Origin of the sequence: Thermus caldilimi, assembly GCF_004684245.1 — a bacterium.
Taxonomy (GTDB): Bacteria; Deinococcota; Deinococci; order Deinococcales; family Thermaceae; genus Thermus; species Thermus caldilimi.
Window position 1 is genome coordinate 533,730 of sequence record NZ_CP038452.1, and the last position, 17,302, is coordinate 551,031.

Sequence of the window (17,302 nt, forward strand, 5' to 3'; positions counted from 1 at the left end):
TAGGGTGGCGGACGGTTTTTGGCATAGGGAGCAAGGTGGACCATCGTCACCTCGCGGTAAGTTTTTGAACGTCGTCACGCCGTTTTACCCAAGCCCATACTTAGGAACCTTTGCATGACCGGGAGCGCCCCCCTTTATACCCGATACTGGGCCCGGGCCTTACTCGCCGAATTCGACGTTGCCGGGCGAAAGGGAAAGGTAGACGGTCGGTGATCCCATCCCGGTATTGACCGTTTTCGAGTGGCCGGTGGACGCGAACCCTCTCTTTCCCGATGCGAGGAGCTGACGGAGGGTATGCGCCGGTGAATTCTCGAGTGCAGGAGGGGAAACCCATCGCGGCCCTTCGGCGGCGATGTTGATCGCTCACGCCCTCAGGTTGTTATTCCCCTTTCGTCTCTATCGACGTTTACTGGCCGATATGCCAGGCACGCCAGCCGACCTTGACATGCATGGTGCGCCAGGATACACTGGGCCAGACGAGGTTAGGAAACTAACTACGCCCATGACCGACGCGGCTACCCCGGCCATTGCGGATTTGCAAGCCTTAGGCTTCAGCCAGTACGAGGCCAAGGCTTATCTTGCCCTCCTTCGGGGCGGGCGCCAGAAAGGGTATGAAGTTGCAAAGGAAAGTGGGGTACCTCGCTCGATGGTCTACCAGGCCCTGGATCGCTTGGTGGCACGCGGTGCGGCATACCGGACGGAGGACAAGGAGGGGGTTTTTTACGGAGCCGTTCCTCCCGAAGAGCTTCTCTCCCGGTTTGAAAGGGATCTGGCGCGAAAGATAGCCCGCGCCAGGGAGAGCCTGAGCCGCATAGGGCCGGAGCGTCCCGCCGAGGCCATCTGGCGTGTTCGAGGCCCTGAAAGAACCGTGGCCGAGGCCCAGACCCTGGTGGAACAGGCGGACCGGGCCCTCACCCTTTCCCTGTGGCAGGAACAGCTGGACATTCTTCAGGATGCCCTGTTAGAGGTACGGAGGCGCGGTGTGCGCATCCGCCTTGTCCTTTTCGGAAACCGGGCTGACCCCGAACTGGGGAAGATCTACTACCACCACTTCGTTGACCCCAGGGTGGTGGAGGGAAGGCTTCGGGCACGGCTTTTTGTCGTGGTGCGGGACCACGAGGAAGTGGTGGTGGGAAACCTGGTTGGGGAAGGGGAGAGCTGGGCGGTGCGGACCAGGGACCCAGCACTGGTCCTGGTGGCGGAGGAGTACGTGCGCCACGACGTGGTGCTGGCGGAGATGACCCTTGCCTACGGCGTGGACAAGCTCACCGCCCTGTGGACGGGACGGGAGGATCTCAGGCAAATGGTGACGGGGGAGGAGGTCCATGGGGCTCCTTGACCTCTACCGGCTCATGTACCGGATCCGCCGCTTCGAGGAGCGGGTGGAGCGACTCTTTCTTACGGGAAAGATCCCTGGCTTCGTCCACCTCTACATCGGGCAGGAGGCCGTGGCGGCAGGAGTCTTGGCCCACTACCGTCCGGGGGACTACCTCACCAGCACGCACCGGGGCCACGGCCACGCCCTGGCGGTGGGGGTCGAACCGAAGGCCATGATGGCGGAGCTCTTCGGCCGTAAGACGGGGATCTGCCGGGGAAAGGGGGGGAGCATGCACCTCTTTGACGCCGACCGGGGGATGCTGGGGGCCAACGGCATCGTGGCTGGCGGTATCCCCATTGCCGTGGGTGCCGGGCTGGGGCTCCGGGTTTTAGGGCGGGAGGGAGTGGTCTTCTGCTTCTTCGGGGATGGGGCCTTGGGCCGCGGGGTGCTCCACGAGGGACTGAACCTGACGGCCTTGTGGAGGCTTCCCGTGCTGTTTGTTCTGGAAAACAACCGGTATGCTTCCACCACTGGATTTGCGGAGAGCCATGCCTTCCGTGTTCCCGCCCTGGTCGCCGCCTACGGGGTGCCGTATCTGGAAGCGGATGGGACCGAGGTGGAGGAGGTCTATGGGGCTACGGCTGAACTCCTCTCCGGCATTCGCATGGGCCGGGGGCCAGCCTTCCTGGAGGTGCACACCTATCGCTTCAAGGGGCATTATGTGGGCGATCCCGAGCGGTACCGGAGCCGCCAGGAGGTGGAGGAAGCCCGAAGAAGGGACCCCTTGGCCATCGCCCGGGGTAAGCTCCTGGCCTCAGGCGTTGCCCAGAAAGAACTGGAGGACCTGGAAAGGGAAGAGGAGGAGCCTCTGGAGGAGGCGGTGGCCTTTGCGGAACGCAGTCCCTGGCCGGACCCGGAGGAAGCCCTTACGGACCTATTCGCCGAGCCGGTGGGCGACTACCCGTGGGGGGAGGGATGAGGCAGATCACCTTCGCCGAGGCCACCCGCGAGGCCATGGAGGAGGAGATGGCCCGGGATCCCCGGGTCTTTCTCATGGGGGAAGACATTGCCAAGCAGGGGGGCATTTTCGGACAGTTCAAGGGGTTGCCGGAGCGGTTCGGCCTGGAAAGGGTTCGGGATACCCCGATCAGCGAGCCCACCCTGGTGGGGGCGGCCTTGGGGGCGGCGCTGGTGGGTGCCCGTCCCGTCTTGGACATCCACTTCGCGGACTTCCTTCTTCTGGCCATGGATGAGCTGGCCAACCAGGCGGCCAGCATCCGCTACATGTCCGGGGGCAAGCTCCGGGTTCCCCTGGTGATCCGGGCCCCGGATGGGGCCATCCGTTCCGCTGGCGCCCATCATTCCAAGAGCCTCGAGGCCCTTTTCCTCCACCTGCCGGGCTTCAAGGTGGTGGCTCCCGCTACCCCCAAGGATGCCAAGGGCCTATTAAAAAGCGCCATTCGGTCTGAGGACCCCGTGCTCTATCTTGAGCACAAGGCCCTTTATCCGCGAAAAGGACCCGTCCTCGAGGGGGAGTACCTAGTCCCCTTGGGCCGGGCGGAGGTGGTGCGCCCGGGGACGGACCTCACCCTCATCAGCTACTCCCTGACCCTGCACAAGGCCCTGGAAGCTGCCGAACTCCTGGCCGGGGAGGGCGTGCAGGCGGAGGTGGTGGACCTTAAGACCCTCTATCCCCTGGACTGGGATACCCTGCTGGCCTCCGTGGAAAGGACGGGCAGGGCGGTGGTGGCCCACGAGGGGTGGCGCTTCCTGGGTCCGGGTGCCGAGATCGCCGCCACCTTGGAGGAGAGGCTTTGGGGAAAGCTCAAGGCCCCCGTGGCGAGGGTGGGGGCGGCCCATGTGCCCATTCCCTTCAGCCCTCCGTTGGAGCGCCGGGTTCTTCCCCAGGTGGAGGACATCCTCAAAGCGGCAAAGGAGGTGTTGGCGTGGCGCTAAAACCCATCCTGATGCCCCAGCTCGGCCTCACCATGCAGGAGGGAACCTTCCAGGGTTTCCTCAAGGAGGTGGGTGAGGGGTTTCGCCGTGGGGAACCCCTCTTTCAGGTGGAAAGCGACAAGGCCTTGGTGGAGGTGGAGGCCGAGGCGGATGGCGTCTTGAGGGAGGCCTTGGCGGAGGTAGGCAGAACCTACCCCGTGGGCGCAATTCTCGGGTACTACGAGGAGGTGTGAGATGAAGAGGATCTTGACCGGCATCCTGGTGCTCTTGGGACTTGCTTTCGCCCAGTTCAAGAGCGAGTACAAGCTCTCCGTGGTGGTGGCTCCCAACACCGCCTGGGGCATGGGAGCCCAGAAGTTCGCCGATCTGGTCAAGGAAAAGACGGGGGGCCGGGTCAACATCAAGGTGTACTTCTCGGGCCAGCTCTTTGCCGGACAGCAGACCAACGAGTTCCAGCTTCTGCGCACCGGCGTGGCGGATTTCGCCATTGGCTCCACCATCAACTGGTCTCCCCAGGTGAAGGAGCTGAACCTCTTCAACCTGCCCTTCTTCTTCCCCAGCTATAAGGAGCTGGACGCGGTGGAGGAGGGCCAGGCGGGCAAGGCCATCTTCCAAAGGCTCCGGCAGCTTGGCGCCGAGCCCCTTGCCTGGGGGGAGAACGGATACCGGCAGCTCACCAACTCCAAGCGGCCCGTCCGCACCCCGGAGGACCTCCAGGGGCTGAAGATCCGGGTGGTGGGGGCCCCTATCTTCATCGATACCTTCCGTGCCCTTGGGGCTAACCCCACCTCCATGAGCTGGGCGGAGGTGCTGACCGCCCTGCAGCAAGGGGTCATTGAGGGCCAGGAGAACCCCATCGTGGGGGTGATCATTCCCTACAAGCTCTGGGAGCTTGGGCAGCGCTACCTCACGGTGTGGAACTACGTGATCGATCCCCTGATCTTCGCCGCCAGCGCCCAGACCTGGCGCACCTTCCCCAGCGATGTGCAGAAGGCCATCCAGGAGGCTGCCCTCGAGGCGGCCCGTTACCAGAAGGCCCTGGCCCGCGCGGGAATGGACGACGGCACCGCCCTCCGCTACCTTTCCTCCCTGGGGGTGAAGGTGGAGATCACCGATCCCCTGGCCTATCTCCGGTCCCAGGGCGTGCAGGTCACGGTCCTGACGCCCCTGGAGATCGGCCGCTTCCGGGAGCGGGTGTCGGGCGTGGTCCAGCGGTGGATGGGGGAGATTGGGGGGACCCTGATCGTCCAGGCGGAGGCGGATAAGAAGCGGGCCAAGTGATGCTGCGCAAGGTAGAGGAAACCCTCTTGGCCCTGCTCCTGGGCGGCATGGCCACCTTGGCCTTCGCCAACGTGCTTACCCGCTACTTCCTGCGCTATCCCCTGGCCTTCACGGAGGAACTCCTGGTGAACGCCTTTGTCTGGGCCACCCTGCTGGGCGTGGCCATCGGTTTGCGGGAGGGCCAGGAGGGTGCCCACATCCGCTTTGTGGCCCTCACGGAGGTTCTCCCTGCGCCCTGGCGCCGGGGTTTCGTCGCCCTGGGCTTTGCCGTGTTTGCCCTCCTCTTCCTGCTCTTGGCCCTTTTGGCCTGGAGGCAGGCCCAGGACGACCTCCTCCTCAGGACCACCTCCCCCTCCCTGGGCCTGCCCAATGCGGTCTACACCCTGCCCACCCCCTTCCTGGCCCTCTGGGTGGCCTTTCGTGCCTTAGAAGGGGTGTGGCGGAGCCTCCGGGGGTAGGTGGATGGGGCTCGGGATCCTCCTCATAGGGCTCTTTCTTGCCCTTCTCCTGTTGCGCGTCCCCGTGGCCGCTGCCCTGGGGGCCAGCGCCGTTTGCGTGATTGCTGCCGGGGGGCTTGGGCTTCAGGTGGTTTCCTTCAACTTCCAGGCGGGCATTGCCAAGTTTCCCCTGCTGGCCATCCCCTTCTTCATCCTGGCTGGAGCGGTGATGGACCGGGCCGGCATCGCCGAGAGGATCGTGCGCCTTCTGCTGGCCCTCATGGGGGGATGGCGGGCGGGGGCGGCGATAACCACGGTTCTGGCCGGGATGTTCTGGGGTGCCGTGTCCGGTTCGGGCCCCGCCACCGTGGCCGCTTTGGGTGGGATTCTCATCCCCATGATGGTGCGCCAAGGGTATGCCCCGGGGTTCGCCGCTGGCTTGGTGGCCGCCTCGGCGGAGCTCTCCATCATCATCCCTCCTTCCATCGCCCTGATCGTCTACGCTACCCTGGCCAGCACCTCGGTGGCCCAGCAGTTTTGGGCGGGGATCCTTCCGGGAATCCTCATAGGGGGGCTCCTGGGTCTGGCTGCGGTCCTGGTGGTCCGGGCCCGGGGCTGGGGAGAAGCGGTGAAGGTGGAGGTGCCCCGGTTCCGCCTCTTCCTCGAGGCGGTGCCCGGGCTCCTGACCCCACTGGTCATCCTGGGGGGCATCTACGGTGGGGTCTTCACCCCCACGGAGGCGGCCGCCGTGGGGGTGTTTTGGGGGCTATTTGTGGGCTTCTTCGTCTACCGGACTCTGCGCCCCGCCCATCTCGTTCCTCTCCTGGTGGAGGCAGGAGTATCCAGCGCCGTGGTCATGGCCATCGTGGCCTGGGCGGGGATCTTCGCCTGGGCTGCAGACACCGTGGGCCTGGTGGGAAGGGCTTCCCAGGTCCTTCTGGAGTGGGCCGGGAATCCCCTGGCCCTGATGCTCGTCCTCAACCTCTTCTGGCTGGTGCTGGGGATGCTTTTGGATGCCGTGAGCATCTACTACCTGACCCTGCCCATCCTGCTTCCGGTCATGCTCCACATGGGTTGGGATCCGGTGTGGATGGGCATCGTCATGACCGTGAACATGGCCATCGGGCAGATCACCCCACCGGTGGCGGTGAACCTCTTCGTGAGTGCCCGGATTAGCGGACTACCCATCGAGAAGATCTGGCGGGAGATCTGGCCTTTCGTCCTGGCCTCGGCGGTGGGCCTCCTCCTTCTGGCCTACTGGCCCTTCTTGCGGCGGGTGCTGTGGGGCAGCTAGGCGCAAGGCTCTTGCCCTACGCCCTGGGCTACGCCCTCTCCTACTTGTTGCGCTCCGCCAACGCCGTGCTGGCGGATCCCCTGGCCCGGGACCTTGGGCTCTCCCCGGCGGCCCTGGGAGGCCTGACCGCCACCTTCTACCTGGCCTTCGCCCTGGGCCAGCTCCCCCTGGGCGGCCTCCTGGACCGGTACGGCCCGCGCCGGGTGCTTTTCCCCCTTCTCCTTGTTGCAGGCCTTGGTTCCCTCCTTTTTGCCCTGGGAAGGGGCTTCACCCTGTTGCTGGTGGGGCGGGGCCTGATGGGGGCCGGTGTGGCCCTGGCCCTGGTGGGGGCCATCCGGGCGTACCAGCTCCACAGCCCCCAGCGCATGGGGGCCATGAGCGGGTTTACCGTGGCCCTGGGGGGCCTGGGTGGGTTGCTGGCCACGAGCCCGTTGGCCTACGCCGGCGAGAACCTGGGCTGGCGGGGAGCCTTTTTGCTGCTGGCCCTGCTGGCCATGGCCCTGGCCCTCTTGGGCCTGGGGGTAGCCCCACGGGACCCGTTGGCAGGAGAGGACCGCTTGGGGAGGGGCCCTCGAGGCGGCCCGTCGGGTACGGCTTCCCGCGCTTTCCAAGGGGAGGGTTCCTTGGGGAGAGGTGCGGGCAGGTGGCGAGGGAGCGCGGTTGTGGCCTCCATGGGCCTGGTGGCCTTCGCCTACATCGGCGGCTTTTTTGCCGTGCAGAGCCTGTGGGCCGGAGCCTATGCCTACGAGATGGGCCTCGAGGGGCCCTGGGTAGGTCGGTGGCTTCTGGTCCTAAACGCTGCCTCCATTGGTGGAGGCGTGCTGGCCGGGGTGCTGGCTGGCACACTGGGTACCGGGCGCTCCCTGGGGATGGGGGTGGCTCTATTCAGCCTGGGCCTGGTGCTTTGGGCGTTGGGCGCTCCCTTGCCCCTGGCCTACGCCCTGGTGGGCCTAGGGGGTGGTTTCAACGCCATGGTCCTTGCGCAAACGGCCTCCCTGGCTGCGGATTCCGCTGGCCGTGCCATGGCCCTGGTCAACGTCACGGGGGTTTTGGGCATCTTTGCCATCCAGACCTCCTTTGGCCTGGCCGTGGAGCGGGTGGGGTACCCCCTCCCGCTCCTGGGGCTGGCCCTGCTTCAAGGCCTTGCCCTGGTGGGCGCCATGCGCATTCACCGGGAAGTCCTTGGGAAGGGGAGCCGGCCCTAACCCCCACCCATCCTTTTCTTGGTGGGCTAGGGTTTCCACACGAACCTAGGGGTGCCTCGGGAAAAAGCCGGGCGTCCCGGGAGCTCGTTTCTCCCCAGGGTTCTTCGGGAACCTCCGGGACAGGTCTTGACATAATCGCGCAGGTACGCTTAAAATCGCGCAAACAATGCCCCTAGCCAGCTTAAGACGGCAAAACCTGCTTGAGCTTCTCCGCCAGCACGGGGGGTTGAGCACCAAGGACCTGGCCCGGCACCTGGGGGTTTCCGAGGCCACGGTAAGGCGGGACCTGGCTGCCTTGGCCAGGCAGGGCCTCCTGCAGCGGGACCACGGCGGGGCCTTTCTCCCCGAGGCGGAGCCCCCCTACGCCGTGAAGCTCACCCAGAATCCCAGCCAGAAGGAGGCCATTGCCCGCAGGGCGAGCAGCATGGTCCCGGATGGGGCCACGGTGATTCTGGACTCCGGCACCACCACCCTGGCTCTGGCCCGCCTGCTGGCGGGCAGGGCCCTACGGGTTGTAGCCCTGGACGTGGCCTTGGCCCAGGTCCTGGCCCAGGGGGAGACGGAGGTCCTGCTCCCGGGCGGAAGGGTTCGGAATGGGTTCTACAGCCTGGTGGGCTTCTGGACCGATGAGCTTCTGGGCCAGGTGCGGGCGGACATCTTCTTCCTGGGGGCCGATGCCTTCAATCCCGAGGGGATAACCAACCACACCTTCGAGGAGGCGGCGGTGAAGAGGAAAGCCATGGCGGTGAGCCAGCGCACCGTCCTCCTGGCGGACCGCAGCAAGTGGGGGAAAAGGGCCCCTGCCTTCGTGGCCCCTCTGAACGCCCTGCATCTCGTGATCACGGACCTCGAGGACCCTACCCTCGAGGCCCTGGTACCGGTGGAGGTGGTACGTGAAACGCTTTGAAGCCCTTTTCGGATACAAGCCGGTCATCGCCATGGTGCACCTCAAGGCCCTTCCGGGCGCTCCCCTTTACGACGGGGACCTGGAGGGGATCGTGAGCGCGGCGCGGCAGGACCTCCTGGCCCTGCAACAGGCCGGAGTGGATGCGGTGATGTTCGGGAACGAGAACGACCGGCCCTACGAGCTCCAGGTGGACCCCGCCAGCACCGCCACCATGGCCTACGTGATCGGCCGCCTGAAGCAGGAGATCCGGGTTCCCTTCGGGGTGGACGTGCTCTGGGACCCCATGGCCACCATGGCCCTGGCGGCCGCCACGGGGGCACGCTTCGTACGGGAGATCTTCACCGGCCTCTACGGATCGGACATGGGCCTCTGGCAGGGAAGGGCAGCGGAGGCCCTGCGCTACCAGAGGCGGCTCGGGCGGGATGACCTCTTCCTCCTGTACAACGTTTCCGCCGAGTTCGCCTCTCCCCTGGACTCCCGCTCACTGGTGGAAAGGGCTAAAAGCGCGGTGTTTTCCAGCCTGGCGGATGCCATCCTGGTTTCCGGCCCCATGACCGGGGAGGGGGTGAACCTGGAGCATCTGCGGGCGGTGAAGGAAGCCTTGCCCCAGGTGCCGGTGCTGGCCAACACCGGCGTCCGGCACGAGACCGTGGAGGAGATCCTTAGGGTGGCGGATGGGGTCATCGTGGGCACGGCCCTCAAGGAGGAGGGGATCACCTGGAACCCCGTGGACCCCAAGCGGGCCCGGGAGTTCATGGAGATCGTGCGGCGGGCAAGGGGGCGGTGATGATCCTCGGGGTGGATGTGGGGACGACCTCGGTGAAAGCGGTCCTCCTGTCGGGGGAGGGGGAGGTGCTGGCGGAGGCGGAACACCCCCACGCCCTCCACTCCCCCCATCCCGGCTTCGCCGAGGAGGACCCGGAGAGCTGGTGGCAGGGCCTTAAGGCCACGGTCCGCCAGGTGCTCCAGGGCCGGGATCCCCGGGGCTTAAAGGCCCTGGGCATCTCCGGCATGGTGCCGGCCCTGGTCCTCCACGATGCCCGGGGACGTCCCCTGAGGCCCTCCATCCAGCAGAACGACGCCCGGGCTGTGGAGGAGATCCGGGAGCTTAAGGAGCGCTTCGGCGACGATTGGCTCTTCGCCCGCACCGGGGCCACCTGGAACCAGCAGGTCCTGGCCCCGAAGCTCCTCTGGCTCAGAAGGCGGGAGCCCGAGGCCTGGGCAGGGGTGGCCTGGATCTCGGGGTCCTACGAGCACATGGCCTTCCGGCTCACGGGGGCCCGGTACCAGGAGGCCAACTGGGCCCTGGAGTCGGGGCTCTGGAACCCCTCCAGCGAGGCCTGGCTTGGGGAGGTGCTGGAGTACATTGGCTTGGAGGCGTCTCTCCTGGGCCCCGTGCGGCGGCCCTGGGAGGTGGTGGGGGAGGTGGATGCCCAGGTGGCCCAGGAGGTGGGCCTTCCCCATGGCCTTCCCGTCATCGCCGGGAGCGCCGACCACATCGCCGCCGCGCTGGCCTCCGGCCTCAAGGAGGAAGGGGAGGCGGTGGTCAAGCTGGGAGGGGCGGGGGACTTCCTCTATGCGGTGGACCGGTTCGCCCCCGTGCCCGAGCTCTTCATCGACTTCCACGACATTCCCGGCCTGTACGTGATCAACGGGTGCATGGCCACCACGGGAAGCCTCCTCCGGTGGTTTAGGGATGGGTTCCGGCCCGGGGTGGGGTTTGCCCAGCTGGACCAGGAGGCGGAGGCCGTGCCCGCGGGGGCCCAGGGCCTGGTGGTCCTGCCCTACTTCCTGGGGGAGAAGACCCCCATCCACGACCCCGAGGCCCGGGGCACCGTGGTGGGCCTCACCCTCACCCACACCCCCGCCCACCTCTGGCGGGCCCTGTTGGAGGCGGTGGCCTATGCCTTCCGCCACCATGTGGAGGTCCTCGAGGCCAGGGGGCACCGGGTGGAGCGGCTTTTCGTCATGGACGGGGGTGCCAGGAGCCGGCTTTGGCGGAGGATCCTGGCCAGCGTCCTGGAGAGGCCCCTGGAGAGGCTTTCTGAAGCGAACCTGGGTAGCGCCTTCGGCACCGCCTTCCTGGCGGGGGTGGCCGCAGGGCTCTGGGGGTACGGGGATATAAGGCGCAGGGTAGAGGAGGTGACGGAGCCTGTGGGGGAGTGGGTCCCTGTTTACCGGGAACTTTACGAGGTCTACCGGGAACTCTACGGCCGCCTCAAGGACCTCTACCCGCGCCTGGGAGGTAAGTATGCCTAACGCCTTGGTGACGGGTGCGGGTACCGGCATCGGCAAGGCCATCGCCGAGCGGCTGGCCCGGGATGGCTTCAAGGTGTGGGTCACGGACCTGGATGGGGAACGGGCCAAGGCGGTGGGGGAGGCCTTGGGGATGCCCTATCTGCCCCTGGACGTGACCTCGAGGAAGGACCTGGAGGCCGCCCGGGACAGGGTGTTCCGGGAGGACGGCCGGCTGGACGTCCTGGTGGCCAACGCCGGGGTGTCCACCATGAACCGCTTTCTGGACCTGACGGAGGAGGAGTGGGACTTCAACCTCACCGTGAACGCCAAGGGCACCTTCCTCACCGTACAGACCTTTGCCCGGGCCATGGTGCACCAACCCTTGATGCCGGGACGGGAGCTTAGGGGAAAGATCATCGCCACCGCCTCCATGGCCGCCCGGCAGGCGGCCCCCCTCCTGGCCCACTACACCGCCAGCAAGTTCGCCGTCTTGGGCCTGGTGCAGGCGGTGGCCAAGGAGCTCGCCCCCTACCGGATCACGGCCAACGCTGTCAACCCGGGCTTTGTGCGCACCTCCATGCAGGAGAGGGAGGTCCTCTGGGAAAGCCAGCTTCGCGGCATCTCCCCGGAGGAGGTGGTCCAGGAGTACATCCGCCAGACTCCCTTGGGCCGGCTGGAGCTGCCCGAGGACGTGGCCAAGGTGGTGAGCTTCCTGGCGGGTCCGGACTCGGACTTCATCACCGGGGAAGCGGTGGAGGTGAACGGCGGTGCCTGGATCTTCTAGGGCGATGAGGTGGCTGGCCCACGGGGGCCTGTGGCTTTTCAACCTGCTCTTCCTTCTGCCCCTGCTCTGGACCCTGCGAAGCGCCCTCCTCCCCGAGGGGCTGGCCTACGCCCTGCCCCCCGCCTTCGGACCCTGGACCCTGGAGAACTTCCGGAATGTCCTCGAGGGGCCTTTTGGAAAGGCCTTTCGCAACAGCTTCCTGGTGGCCATCTCCGTGGTGCTCCTGGGCCTGCCCCTGGCGGCGGGCCTGGGGTATGCCCTGGCCCGCTACCGGGTGGGAGGGCACGGGCTGCGCTTCGCCGTGCTGGCCACCCAGATGCTCCCCCCATCGTCCTGGCCCTGCCCCTCTTCGCCCTCATGCGGCTCTTCGGCCTGTCGGGGACCCTTTGGGCCCTGGTGCTCTCCTACCTGGCCTTCGCCCTTCCCTTCATGGCCTGGTTGCTCCTGGGGTTTTTCCAGAACCTTCCCCGGGAGCTGGAGGAGGCGGCCTACGTGGACGGGGCCACGCCCTTCCAGGTGTTCTTCCGCGTGGTGCTGCCCCTGGCCACCCCCGGGCTCTTCGCCGCCGGCATCCTGGGCTTCTTGCTCTCGTGGAACGAGTTCCTCTTCGCCCTGCTCCTTTCGGGCCGGGACACCCAGACGGTACCCGTGGCCCTGTCCACCTTCGTCACCCAGCGGGGGGTGCTCTTCGCCCAGGTGGCGGCGGGGGTGGTGCTTTCCGTTCTTCCCGTGGCCCTTCTCGCCCGCATGGTGGACCGGTATCTGGTGGAGGGTCTCACCCTGGGGGCGGTGAAGTGAAGGAAGGAGGTGGGCTGGCATGAAAAGGTGGCTGGCGGTGTGGTTGGCTCTCGGGCTTGGGGCTTCCCTGGCCCAGGGGGTGGTGCTTCGGGCCCTGATGGAGGACGTGCCGGAAACCCGGATCATCGAGGCGCTCCTCCCCGAGTTCGAGCGAGCCACGGGCATCCGGGTGGAGTTCGAGAAGGTCCAGTACGGGGCCATGCACGACAAGCTGGTGGCCCAGTTCCTGGCCCCGGAAAACGCCTACGACTTCCTGCAGGTGGACTTCCTCTGGGCGGGGGAGTTTCCCGCCGCCGGGTGGCTTGAGCCCCTGGAGCCTTATGTGAAGGCCTCGGGCTTCGACCTCTCCGTCTACTACCCCTCCATGCTGGACCTGGTGGGGTACTACCAGGGGAAGCTCTACATGATCCCCATGTACAACTACGCCATGGGGCTCATCTACCGCAAGGACCTGCTGGAGCGCAAGGACCTCAACGACCGCTTCCAGGCCCAGTACAAGCGCCCCCTGGCCCTGCCCCGCACCCTGGAGGAGTACGTGGACCTCTCCCTCTTCATGGCCAAAAACGCCGGGGTTTCCGGGGCCGCCATGCAGGGGCAGCGGGGGGACCCCAACTTCATGGAGTTCTCCAACTACCTCTTCGCCGCCGGGGGGGATTACGTGGACCGCAACTGGCGGGTGACCCTGAATAGCCCCCAGGGGGAGAAGGCCCTGAGCCTGTACGTGAGGAACATCCGGGAGGCGGCGCCCAAGGGGGCCCTGAACTTCAACCTGGACGACACCTTCCGGGTCATGTGCCAGGGCCAGGCCTTCAGCATGGTCACCTACTGGTGGATGCTTCCCCAGCTGGACGACGCCAAGCAGTGCCCCAAGGTGGCGGGCAAGGTGGCCCTGGCCCCCATGCCCGGAGGAGCAGGGGTGAACGGGGGGTGGGGCTGGGCCATCCCCAAAAACAGCCGCAACAAGGAAGCGGCCTGGAAGTTCATCTCCTGGGTGGAGTCCAAGGAGATCGTCAAGAAGCGTGCCCTGATGGGCCACGCTCCCACCCGCAAGGATGCCTTCCAGGATCCGGAGGTGCTGAGGAAGTACCCCTACTACCGCCAGGCGGAGGCCATCATCGCCAAGGCCAAGAAGGTGCCCATCTTCGCCTACACGGCGGAGATGGAGGACGTGGTGGGCCGGGAGATCAGCCTGGCGGCGGCCGGACAGAAGGCGGTTAAGCAGGCCCTACAGGATGCGGCCAAGGGCCTCGAGGGGCTCTTGCGGAAGGCGGGGCTTCTCCGCTGAGGAGGCGGGAGATGGGGCAGAGGGGGGTGGCCTGGTTCCTGGCCCTTCCGGGACTGGCGGTCCTGGGTGGGGTGGTGGGCCTCCCCCTTCTGTACGCCCTCTTCCTCTCCCTGACCGGCTACAGCTTCCTCAGGCCAAGCTACGACTGGGTGGGGCCTGCCCGGTACCAGGAGGCCTTCCGCGACCCCTATTTCCTCCATGCCCTGGGCCTCACCGCCTTGTACGTGGCTGTTACCGTGGGCCTCACCCTGGTGCTGGCCCTGATCCTGGCGGTGCTCCTGCAGCAGAACCTGCCCTGGAAGGGGTTTCACTACTTCGTGGTGAGCCTGCCCATGCTCATCGCCCCGGTGGGGGTGGGGCTCATATGGAAGATGATCCTGCACCCGGAGCTAGGGATTCTCTCCTACCTCTTCGGGAAGGTGGATTTCTTTGGGGATGCCCGCTACGCCCTCTTTTCCCTGGCCCTGGTGGACGTGTGGCAGCAGGTGTCCTTTGCCGCCTTGGTGCTCCTGGCGGGCCTGAGGAGCCTGCCCAAGGAGCCCCTGGAGGCCGCCTACGTGGACGGGGCCACCCCCTGGCAGGCCTTTTTGCGGGTGACCCTACCCCTCCTGCGTCCCGTGCTGGTGGTCCTTCTCATCCTGCAGACCCTGGCGGAGGTGCGCACCTACGACCTGGTCTACGTGCTGACCCGCGGAGGGCCCGGTTCCGCCACGGACCTGGTGAGCTACTACATCTACCGCAAGGCCTTTTTGGGCCTGGACCTCTCCGGGGCCAGCGCCATGGGCTACCTCCTCCTTCTCCTCACCCTGGCCCTGGTGGCGGCCTACTACCGGCTCCTGACGCGGGGCTGACAAGTCCTTGGGAAGGTGGTGTGCGGTGGTGGAGCTTTTGGGGGTGCGAAAGCGCTACGGCGAGGTGGTGGCCGTGGACGGGGTGGACCTGGGGCTTAAGGAGGGGGAGTTCTTCACCCTGCTGGGCCCCTCGGGGTGCGGCAAGACCACCACCCTGCGCCTGGTGGCGGGGTTCGAGGCGCCCGATGCCGGGGAGGTGCGCATCGGGGGGGAGCGGGTCAACAGCCTTCCCCCCGAGCGGAGGCCCATCGGCATGGTGTTCCAGAACTACGCTCTCTTTCCCAACATGACCGTATTCGGGAACGTGGCCTTTCCCTTGAGGCTGAAGGGGCTTCCCGAGAGGGAGGTGCGCCGCAAGGTGGGGATGCTCCTGGAGATGGTCCACCTGGTGGGCCTCGAGGGGCGCTACCCCAAGGAGCTCTCCGGGGGCCAGCAGCAACGGGTGGCCCTGGCCCGGGCCCTGGCCCGGGAGCCCAAGGTACTCCTTTTGGACGAGCCCCTCTCGGCTCTGGACGCCAAGATCCGGGAGGAACTGAGGGGGGAGCTTAAGCGCCTCCAGAGGGAAACGGGCCTCACCACCCTGTACGTGACCCACGACCAGGAGGAGGCCCTGGCCCTTTCCGATCGGATCGCGGTGATGCGGGAGGGGAGGGTGGAGCACCTGGGGACCCCCAGGGAGATCTACGAGGAGCCCGCCACCCCCTTCGTGGCCGCCTTTGTGGGAACCGGGGTCCTGGTGCCCGGGGAGGCCCGGGAGGGCCTGTTCCACCGGGACCGTCCCTGGCCCGTGCGGGTCAAGGGGGAGGGCCCGGGGTTCCTGCTCCTGCGCCCCGAGCAGCTCCACCTGGAGGAGGGGGGGTTCCTGGAGGGCACGGTGGTGCTGGCCACCTACCTGGGGAGCCTGGTGCGCCTGGAGGTGGAGGTGGAGGGGCTGGTGCTGAAGGTGGACCTGCCCCCCGGCAGGGTGCCTGCCCTGGGGGAAAGGGTCCGCCTGGGGCTTCCCGAGGAGGCCCCCTTTGTACGGGAGGAGCGATGAGGCTGGGTTTTCGTCCCCCTAAGGATCCTGCGGCCTTCCTGGACTACGCCAGGGGTTTGCTTAACCGCTACCAGTTCATAGAGGTTCCCGGTTCCGCTGCTTTGGAGCTCTTCGACGCCGCGCAGGAGGCCCGGTCCATGGGCTACGCCCTTACCTTCCACGCCCGCTACATGGACCTGTATCCCGGCTCTGGGGTTCCCGAGATCCGCCAGGTCTCCTTAAGGGTGCTCCGAGAGGATCTGGAGCGGGCCGCCCAAATGGGGGCCTTTCTGGTTAACCTGCATGCGGGCAACCTTCCCTGGACCGACTACCCGCCCCCCGGCCTCTCCCCGGCCCACGAGGCCCTGAGGGAGCAGGAGGAAAAGCTTAGGCGGGAGTATCTGGAAAGGGCCCTCGAGGGTCTGGCGGAGCTCGCCCTGCTGGCTTCGGACCTGGGCCTTAGGCTTACCCTGGAGAACCTTCCGGCTCCCCAGGAGGTTCCCAGGACCCCGGAGGAGATGGCCTTCTTCCTCCAGGTGCCCCAGCTGGAGTTCTGCCTGGACCTGGGCCACGCCCGTATGGCGGGACAGGACCCCATGGCCTTCGTGGAAGTCCTGGGAACCCGGTTGGTCCACGTTCACGCCCACGCAAACGACGGACGGTACGACCTCCACCTGCCCCCAGACCCGGAGGACCTAAGGGCCTTTGCCGGGAAACCCTGCACGGTGCTGGTGGAGCTTCCCCCCCGGAACGCATCGGAATACCTGGAGGTGTACGGCAGGTTGGCCTCAACGGGGCTGGTCCCCGAGGCAATGGGAGGTGAAGGATGAAGCGGCAAGCGGTTTGGATTCTAGCCGGTATAGGGGCCCTGGTGCTGGGCTCCCTGGCCCTAAAAGGTGGGGCCTTGGCCCAGGCGGGTGCGCAGCTTCCCCCGGAACTGGACACCCCTTACATCCGCGACCTGGCGCAGAAGGCCCGGGCGGAGGGCGGGGTCATCAACAGCTACGGGATGCCCAACGACTGGGCTAACTACGGGGGCATCTACGCCGAGTTCCAGCGGCTTTTCGGCATCCGCCAGCAGGACATCGACATGGGTAGCGCCGTGGTCTTGGCCCGCATGCGGGAGGAGAAGGCCAGCAAAAACGACGTGGCCGATCTGAAGCCGGCCTTCGCCATGACCCTGGCGGAGGAAGGGCTCACCTTGCCCTACAAGGTCACCTCCTGGGATGCCCTTCCGGAAGGGCAGAAGGGCGTGGGCAAGGATGGCTCCGCCTGGTACACGGGGTACAAGGGCACCCTGGGTTGGATCGTGAACACCCGGCTGGTCAAGAAGGTGCCCAGGACCTGGAAGGAACTGGAAAGCCCCGAGTACAAGGGCCTGATCCAGTACATGGACCCGAGGGCCACCGGCACCGGGGTAGCCACCATCATGAGCGCCGCCTACGCCCTCAGCGGGGATCCCTACAACTACAAGGCGGGGGTGGACTTCTTCGCCAGGCTTCACAAGCTGGGGGTGATCGGGGCGGTGGAGGCCAAGGTGACCACCGCCAAGTTTGAGCGGGGCGAGGTGGGGATCTTCATCAACTACGACTACAACCTCCTGGCCTGGAAGGAGCGCTTCCCCTTCCCCACGGAGGTGGTGATCCCCCAGGACGGCACCTTGGCCAACGGGGGAGGGATCGTTGCCGCCCGCAATGCCCCGCATCCCAACACCGCAAGGCTCTTCCTGGAGTTCATCTTCTCCAAGTACGGGCAAAGCCTGTTCGCCAAGGCCTTTGTGTCCCCCATCCGTCCCGACGTGGAGCTGCCCAAGGACATAGCGGCCAAGTACCCGCCTAAGAGCGCCTACGCCAAGGTGAAGTTCGTGGACTACAAGCGAGAGGAGGCGGTTTCCGAGGCCCTGCAGAAGTACTACGGGGAGACCATCCGTTAG

The 17,302-nt window shown here is 66.5% G+C and carries 18 protein-coding genes; all 18 read left to right on the forward strand.

Annotated elements, in window-relative coordinates; all coding sequences use genetic code 11:
* Nucleotides 1-502: 502 nt before the first annotated feature.
* The 18 genes from EBI04_RS02625 to EBI04_RS02710 all read left to right on the forward strand — a co-directional run bounded on the left by EBI04_RS02625 (nt 503) and on the right by EBI04_RS02710 (nt 17,302).
* Nucleotides 503-1,339: a TrmB family transcriptional regulator gene (locus tag EBI04_RS02625; protein ID WP_167481862.1), complete on the forward strand. Its 837-nt coding sequence runs from the start codon at nt 503-505 to the stop codon at nt 1,337-1,339.
* Entirely contained in the window at nt 1,326-2,297 is a 972-nt protein-coding gene (locus tag EBI04_RS02630; RefSeq protein ID WP_135255920.1) for a thiamine pyrophosphate-dependent dehydrogenase E1 component subunit alpha, read from the forward strand. The genes EBI04_RS02625 and EBI04_RS02630 overlap by 14 nt, the downstream gene beginning before the upstream one ends.
* Nucleotides 2,294-3,274, forward strand: coding sequence for an alpha-ketoacid dehydrogenase subunit beta (locus EBI04_RS02635; protein ID WP_135255921.1), 981 nt, complete (start codon nt 2,294-2,296; stop codon nt 3,272-3,274). Before EBI04_RS02630 ends, EBI04_RS02635 begins: the two co-directional genes overlap by 4 nt.
* Nucleotides 3,265-3,507 carry a lipoyl domain-containing protein gene (locus EBI04_RS02640; protein ID WP_135255922.1) on the forward strand — a complete coding sequence of 81 codons (243 nt, stop codon included), beginning with the start codon at nt 3,265-3,267 and terminating at the stop codon, nt 3,505-3,507. The genes EBI04_RS02635 and EBI04_RS02640 overlap by 10 nt, the downstream gene beginning before the upstream one ends.
* 1 nt (nt 3,508) lies before the next feature.
* Complete coding sequence (locus EBI04_RS02645) at nt 3,509-4,555, forward strand: DctP family TRAP transporter solute-binding subunit (RefSeq protein ID WP_135255923.1); 1,047 nt, start codon at nt 3,509-3,511, stop codon at nt 4,553-4,555.
* Nucleotides 4,555-5,013 (forward strand): TRAP transporter small permease, encoded by a 459-nt coding sequence (locus tag EBI04_RS02650; RefSeq protein WP_135255924.1) that lies wholly within the window; start codon nt 4,555-4,557, stop codon nt 5,011-5,013. Before EBI04_RS02645 ends, EBI04_RS02650 begins: the two co-directional genes overlap by 1 nt.
* 4 nt (nt 5,014-5,017) lie before the next feature.
* Nucleotides 5,018-6,286, forward strand: coding sequence for a TRAP transporter large permease (locus EBI04_RS02655; RefSeq protein WP_135255925.1), 1,269 nt, complete (start codon nt 5,018-5,020; stop codon nt 6,284-6,286).
* Nucleotides 6,274-7,491, forward strand: coding sequence for an MFS transporter (locus EBI04_RS02660; RefSeq protein WP_167481863.1), 1,218 nt, complete (start codon nt 6,274-6,276; stop codon nt 7,489-7,491). The genes EBI04_RS02655 and EBI04_RS02660 overlap by 13 nt, the downstream gene beginning before the upstream one ends.
* 166 nt (nt 7,492-7,657) lie before the next feature.
* On the forward strand, nt 7,658-8,398 hold the full coding sequence (locus tag EBI04_RS02665; protein ID WP_135255927.1) for a DeoR/GlpR family DNA-binding transcription regulator: 741 nt from the start codon (nt 7,658-7,660) through the stop codon (nt 8,396-8,398).
* Complete coding sequence (locus EBI04_RS02670; protein ID WP_135255928.1) at nt 8,385-9,185, forward strand: BtpA/SgcQ family protein; 801 nt, start codon at nt 8,385-8,387, stop codon at nt 9,183-9,185. The genes EBI04_RS02665 and EBI04_RS02670 overlap by 14 nt, the downstream gene beginning before the upstream one ends.
* Complete coding sequence (locus EBI04_RS02675) at nt 9,185-10,657, forward strand: FGGY-family carbohydrate kinase (RefSeq protein ID WP_240695351.1); 1,473 nt, start codon at nt 9,185-9,187, stop codon at nt 10,655-10,657. The genes EBI04_RS02670 and EBI04_RS02675 overlap by 1 nt, the downstream gene beginning before the upstream one ends.
* On the forward strand, nt 10,650-11,420 hold the full coding sequence (locus EBI04_RS02680; RefSeq protein WP_135255930.1) for an SDR family NAD(P)-dependent oxidoreductase: 771 nt from the start codon (nt 10,650-10,652) through the stop codon (nt 11,418-11,420). Before EBI04_RS02675 ends, EBI04_RS02680 begins: the two co-directional genes overlap by 8 nt.
* A gap of 357 nt (nt 11,421-11,777) precedes the next feature.
* Nucleotides 11,778-12,218 carry a carbohydrate ABC transporter permease gene (locus EBI04_RS13275; protein ID WP_206202054.1) on the forward strand — a complete coding sequence of 147 codons (441 nt, stop codon included), beginning with the start codon at nt 11,778-11,780 and terminating at the stop codon, nt 12,216-12,218.
* A 19-nt stretch (nt 12,219-12,237) separates the two neighbouring features.
* Complete coding sequence (locus EBI04_RS02690) at nt 12,238-13,503, forward strand: extracellular solute-binding protein (protein WP_135255931.1); 1,266 nt, start codon at nt 12,238-12,240, stop codon at nt 13,501-13,503.
* Nucleotides 13,504-13,514: 11 nt separating this feature from the next.
* Complete coding sequence (locus EBI04_RS02695) at nt 13,515-14,354, forward strand: carbohydrate ABC transporter permease (protein WP_135255932.1); 840 nt, start codon at nt 13,515-13,517, stop codon at nt 14,352-14,354.
* 25 nt (nt 14,355-14,379) lie between these two features.
* On the forward strand, nt 14,380-15,390 hold the full coding sequence (locus tag EBI04_RS02700; RefSeq protein ID WP_167481864.1) for an ABC transporter ATP-binding protein: 1,011 nt from the start codon (nt 14,380-14,382) through the stop codon (nt 15,388-15,390).
* Nucleotides 15,387-16,199, forward strand: coding sequence for a sugar phosphate isomerase/epimerase family protein (locus EBI04_RS02705; protein WP_135255934.1), 813 nt, complete (start codon nt 15,387-15,389; stop codon nt 16,197-16,199). Before EBI04_RS02700 ends, EBI04_RS02705 begins: the two co-directional genes overlap by 4 nt.
* Nucleotides 16,196-17,302, forward strand: a complete 1,107-nt coding sequence (locus EBI04_RS02710; protein WP_135255935.1) for an extracellular solute-binding protein — start codon at nt 16,196-16,198, stop codon at nt 17,300-17,302. The genes EBI04_RS02705 and EBI04_RS02710 overlap by 4 nt, the downstream gene beginning before the upstream one ends.

Excerpts from the sequence above, each read along its gene's own strand:
- EBI04_RS02625 (WP_167481862.1), top strand. The coding sequence starts at position 503 with ATGACCGACGCGGCTACCCCGGCCATTGCGGATTTGCAAGCCTTAGGC.
- EBI04_RS02630 (WP_135255920.1), top strand. The coding sequence starts at position 1,326 with ATGGGGCTCCTTGACCTCTACCGGCTCATGTACCGGATCCGCCGCTTC.
- EBI04_RS02635 (WP_135255921.1), top strand. The coding sequence starts at position 2,294 with ATGAGGCAGATCACCTTCGCCGAGGCCACCCGCGAGGCCATGGAGGAG.
- EBI04_RS02645 (WP_135255923.1), top strand. The coding sequence starts at position 3,509 with ATGAAGAGGATCTTGACCGGCATCCTGGTGCTCTTGGGACTTGCTTTC.
- EBI04_RS02650 (WP_135255924.1), top strand. The coding sequence starts at position 4,555 with ATGCTGCGCAAGGTAGAGGAAACCCTCTTGGCCCTGCTCCTGGGCGGC.
- EBI04_RS02655 (WP_135255925.1), top strand. The coding sequence starts at position 5,018 with ATGGGGCTCGGGATCCTCCTCATAGGGCTCTTTCTTGCCCTTCTCCTG.
- EBI04_RS02665 (WP_135255927.1), top strand. The coding sequence starts at position 7,658 with ATGCCCCTAGCCAGCTTAAGACGGCAAAACCTGCTTGAGCTTCTCCGC.
- EBI04_RS02675 (WP_240695351.1), top strand. The coding sequence starts at position 9,185 with ATGATCCTCGGGGTGGATGTGGGGACGACCTCGGTGAAAGCGGTCCTC.
- EBI04_RS02680 (WP_135255930.1), top strand. The coding sequence starts at position 10,650 with ATGCCTAACGCCTTGGTGACGGGTGCGGGTACCGGCATCGGCAAGGCC.
- EBI04_RS13275 (WP_206202054.1), top strand. The coding sequence starts at position 11,778 with ATGCGGCTCTTCGGCCTGTCGGGGACCCTTTGGGCCCTGGTGCTCTCC.
- EBI04_RS02690 (WP_135255931.1), top strand. The coding sequence starts at position 12,238 with ATGAAAAGGTGGCTGGCGGTGTGGTTGGCTCTCGGGCTTGGGGCTTCC.
- EBI04_RS02695 (WP_135255932.1), top strand. The coding sequence starts at position 13,515 with ATGGGGCAGAGGGGGGTGGCCTGGTTCCTGGCCCTTCCGGGACTGGCG.
- EBI04_RS02705 (WP_135255934.1), top strand. The coding sequence starts at position 15,387 with ATGAGGCTGGGTTTTCGTCCCCCTAAGGATCCTGCGGCCTTCCTGGAC.
- EBI04_RS02710 (WP_135255935.1), top strand. The coding sequence starts at position 16,196 with ATGAAGCGGCAAGCGGTTTGGATTCTAGCCGGTATAGGGGCCCTGGTG.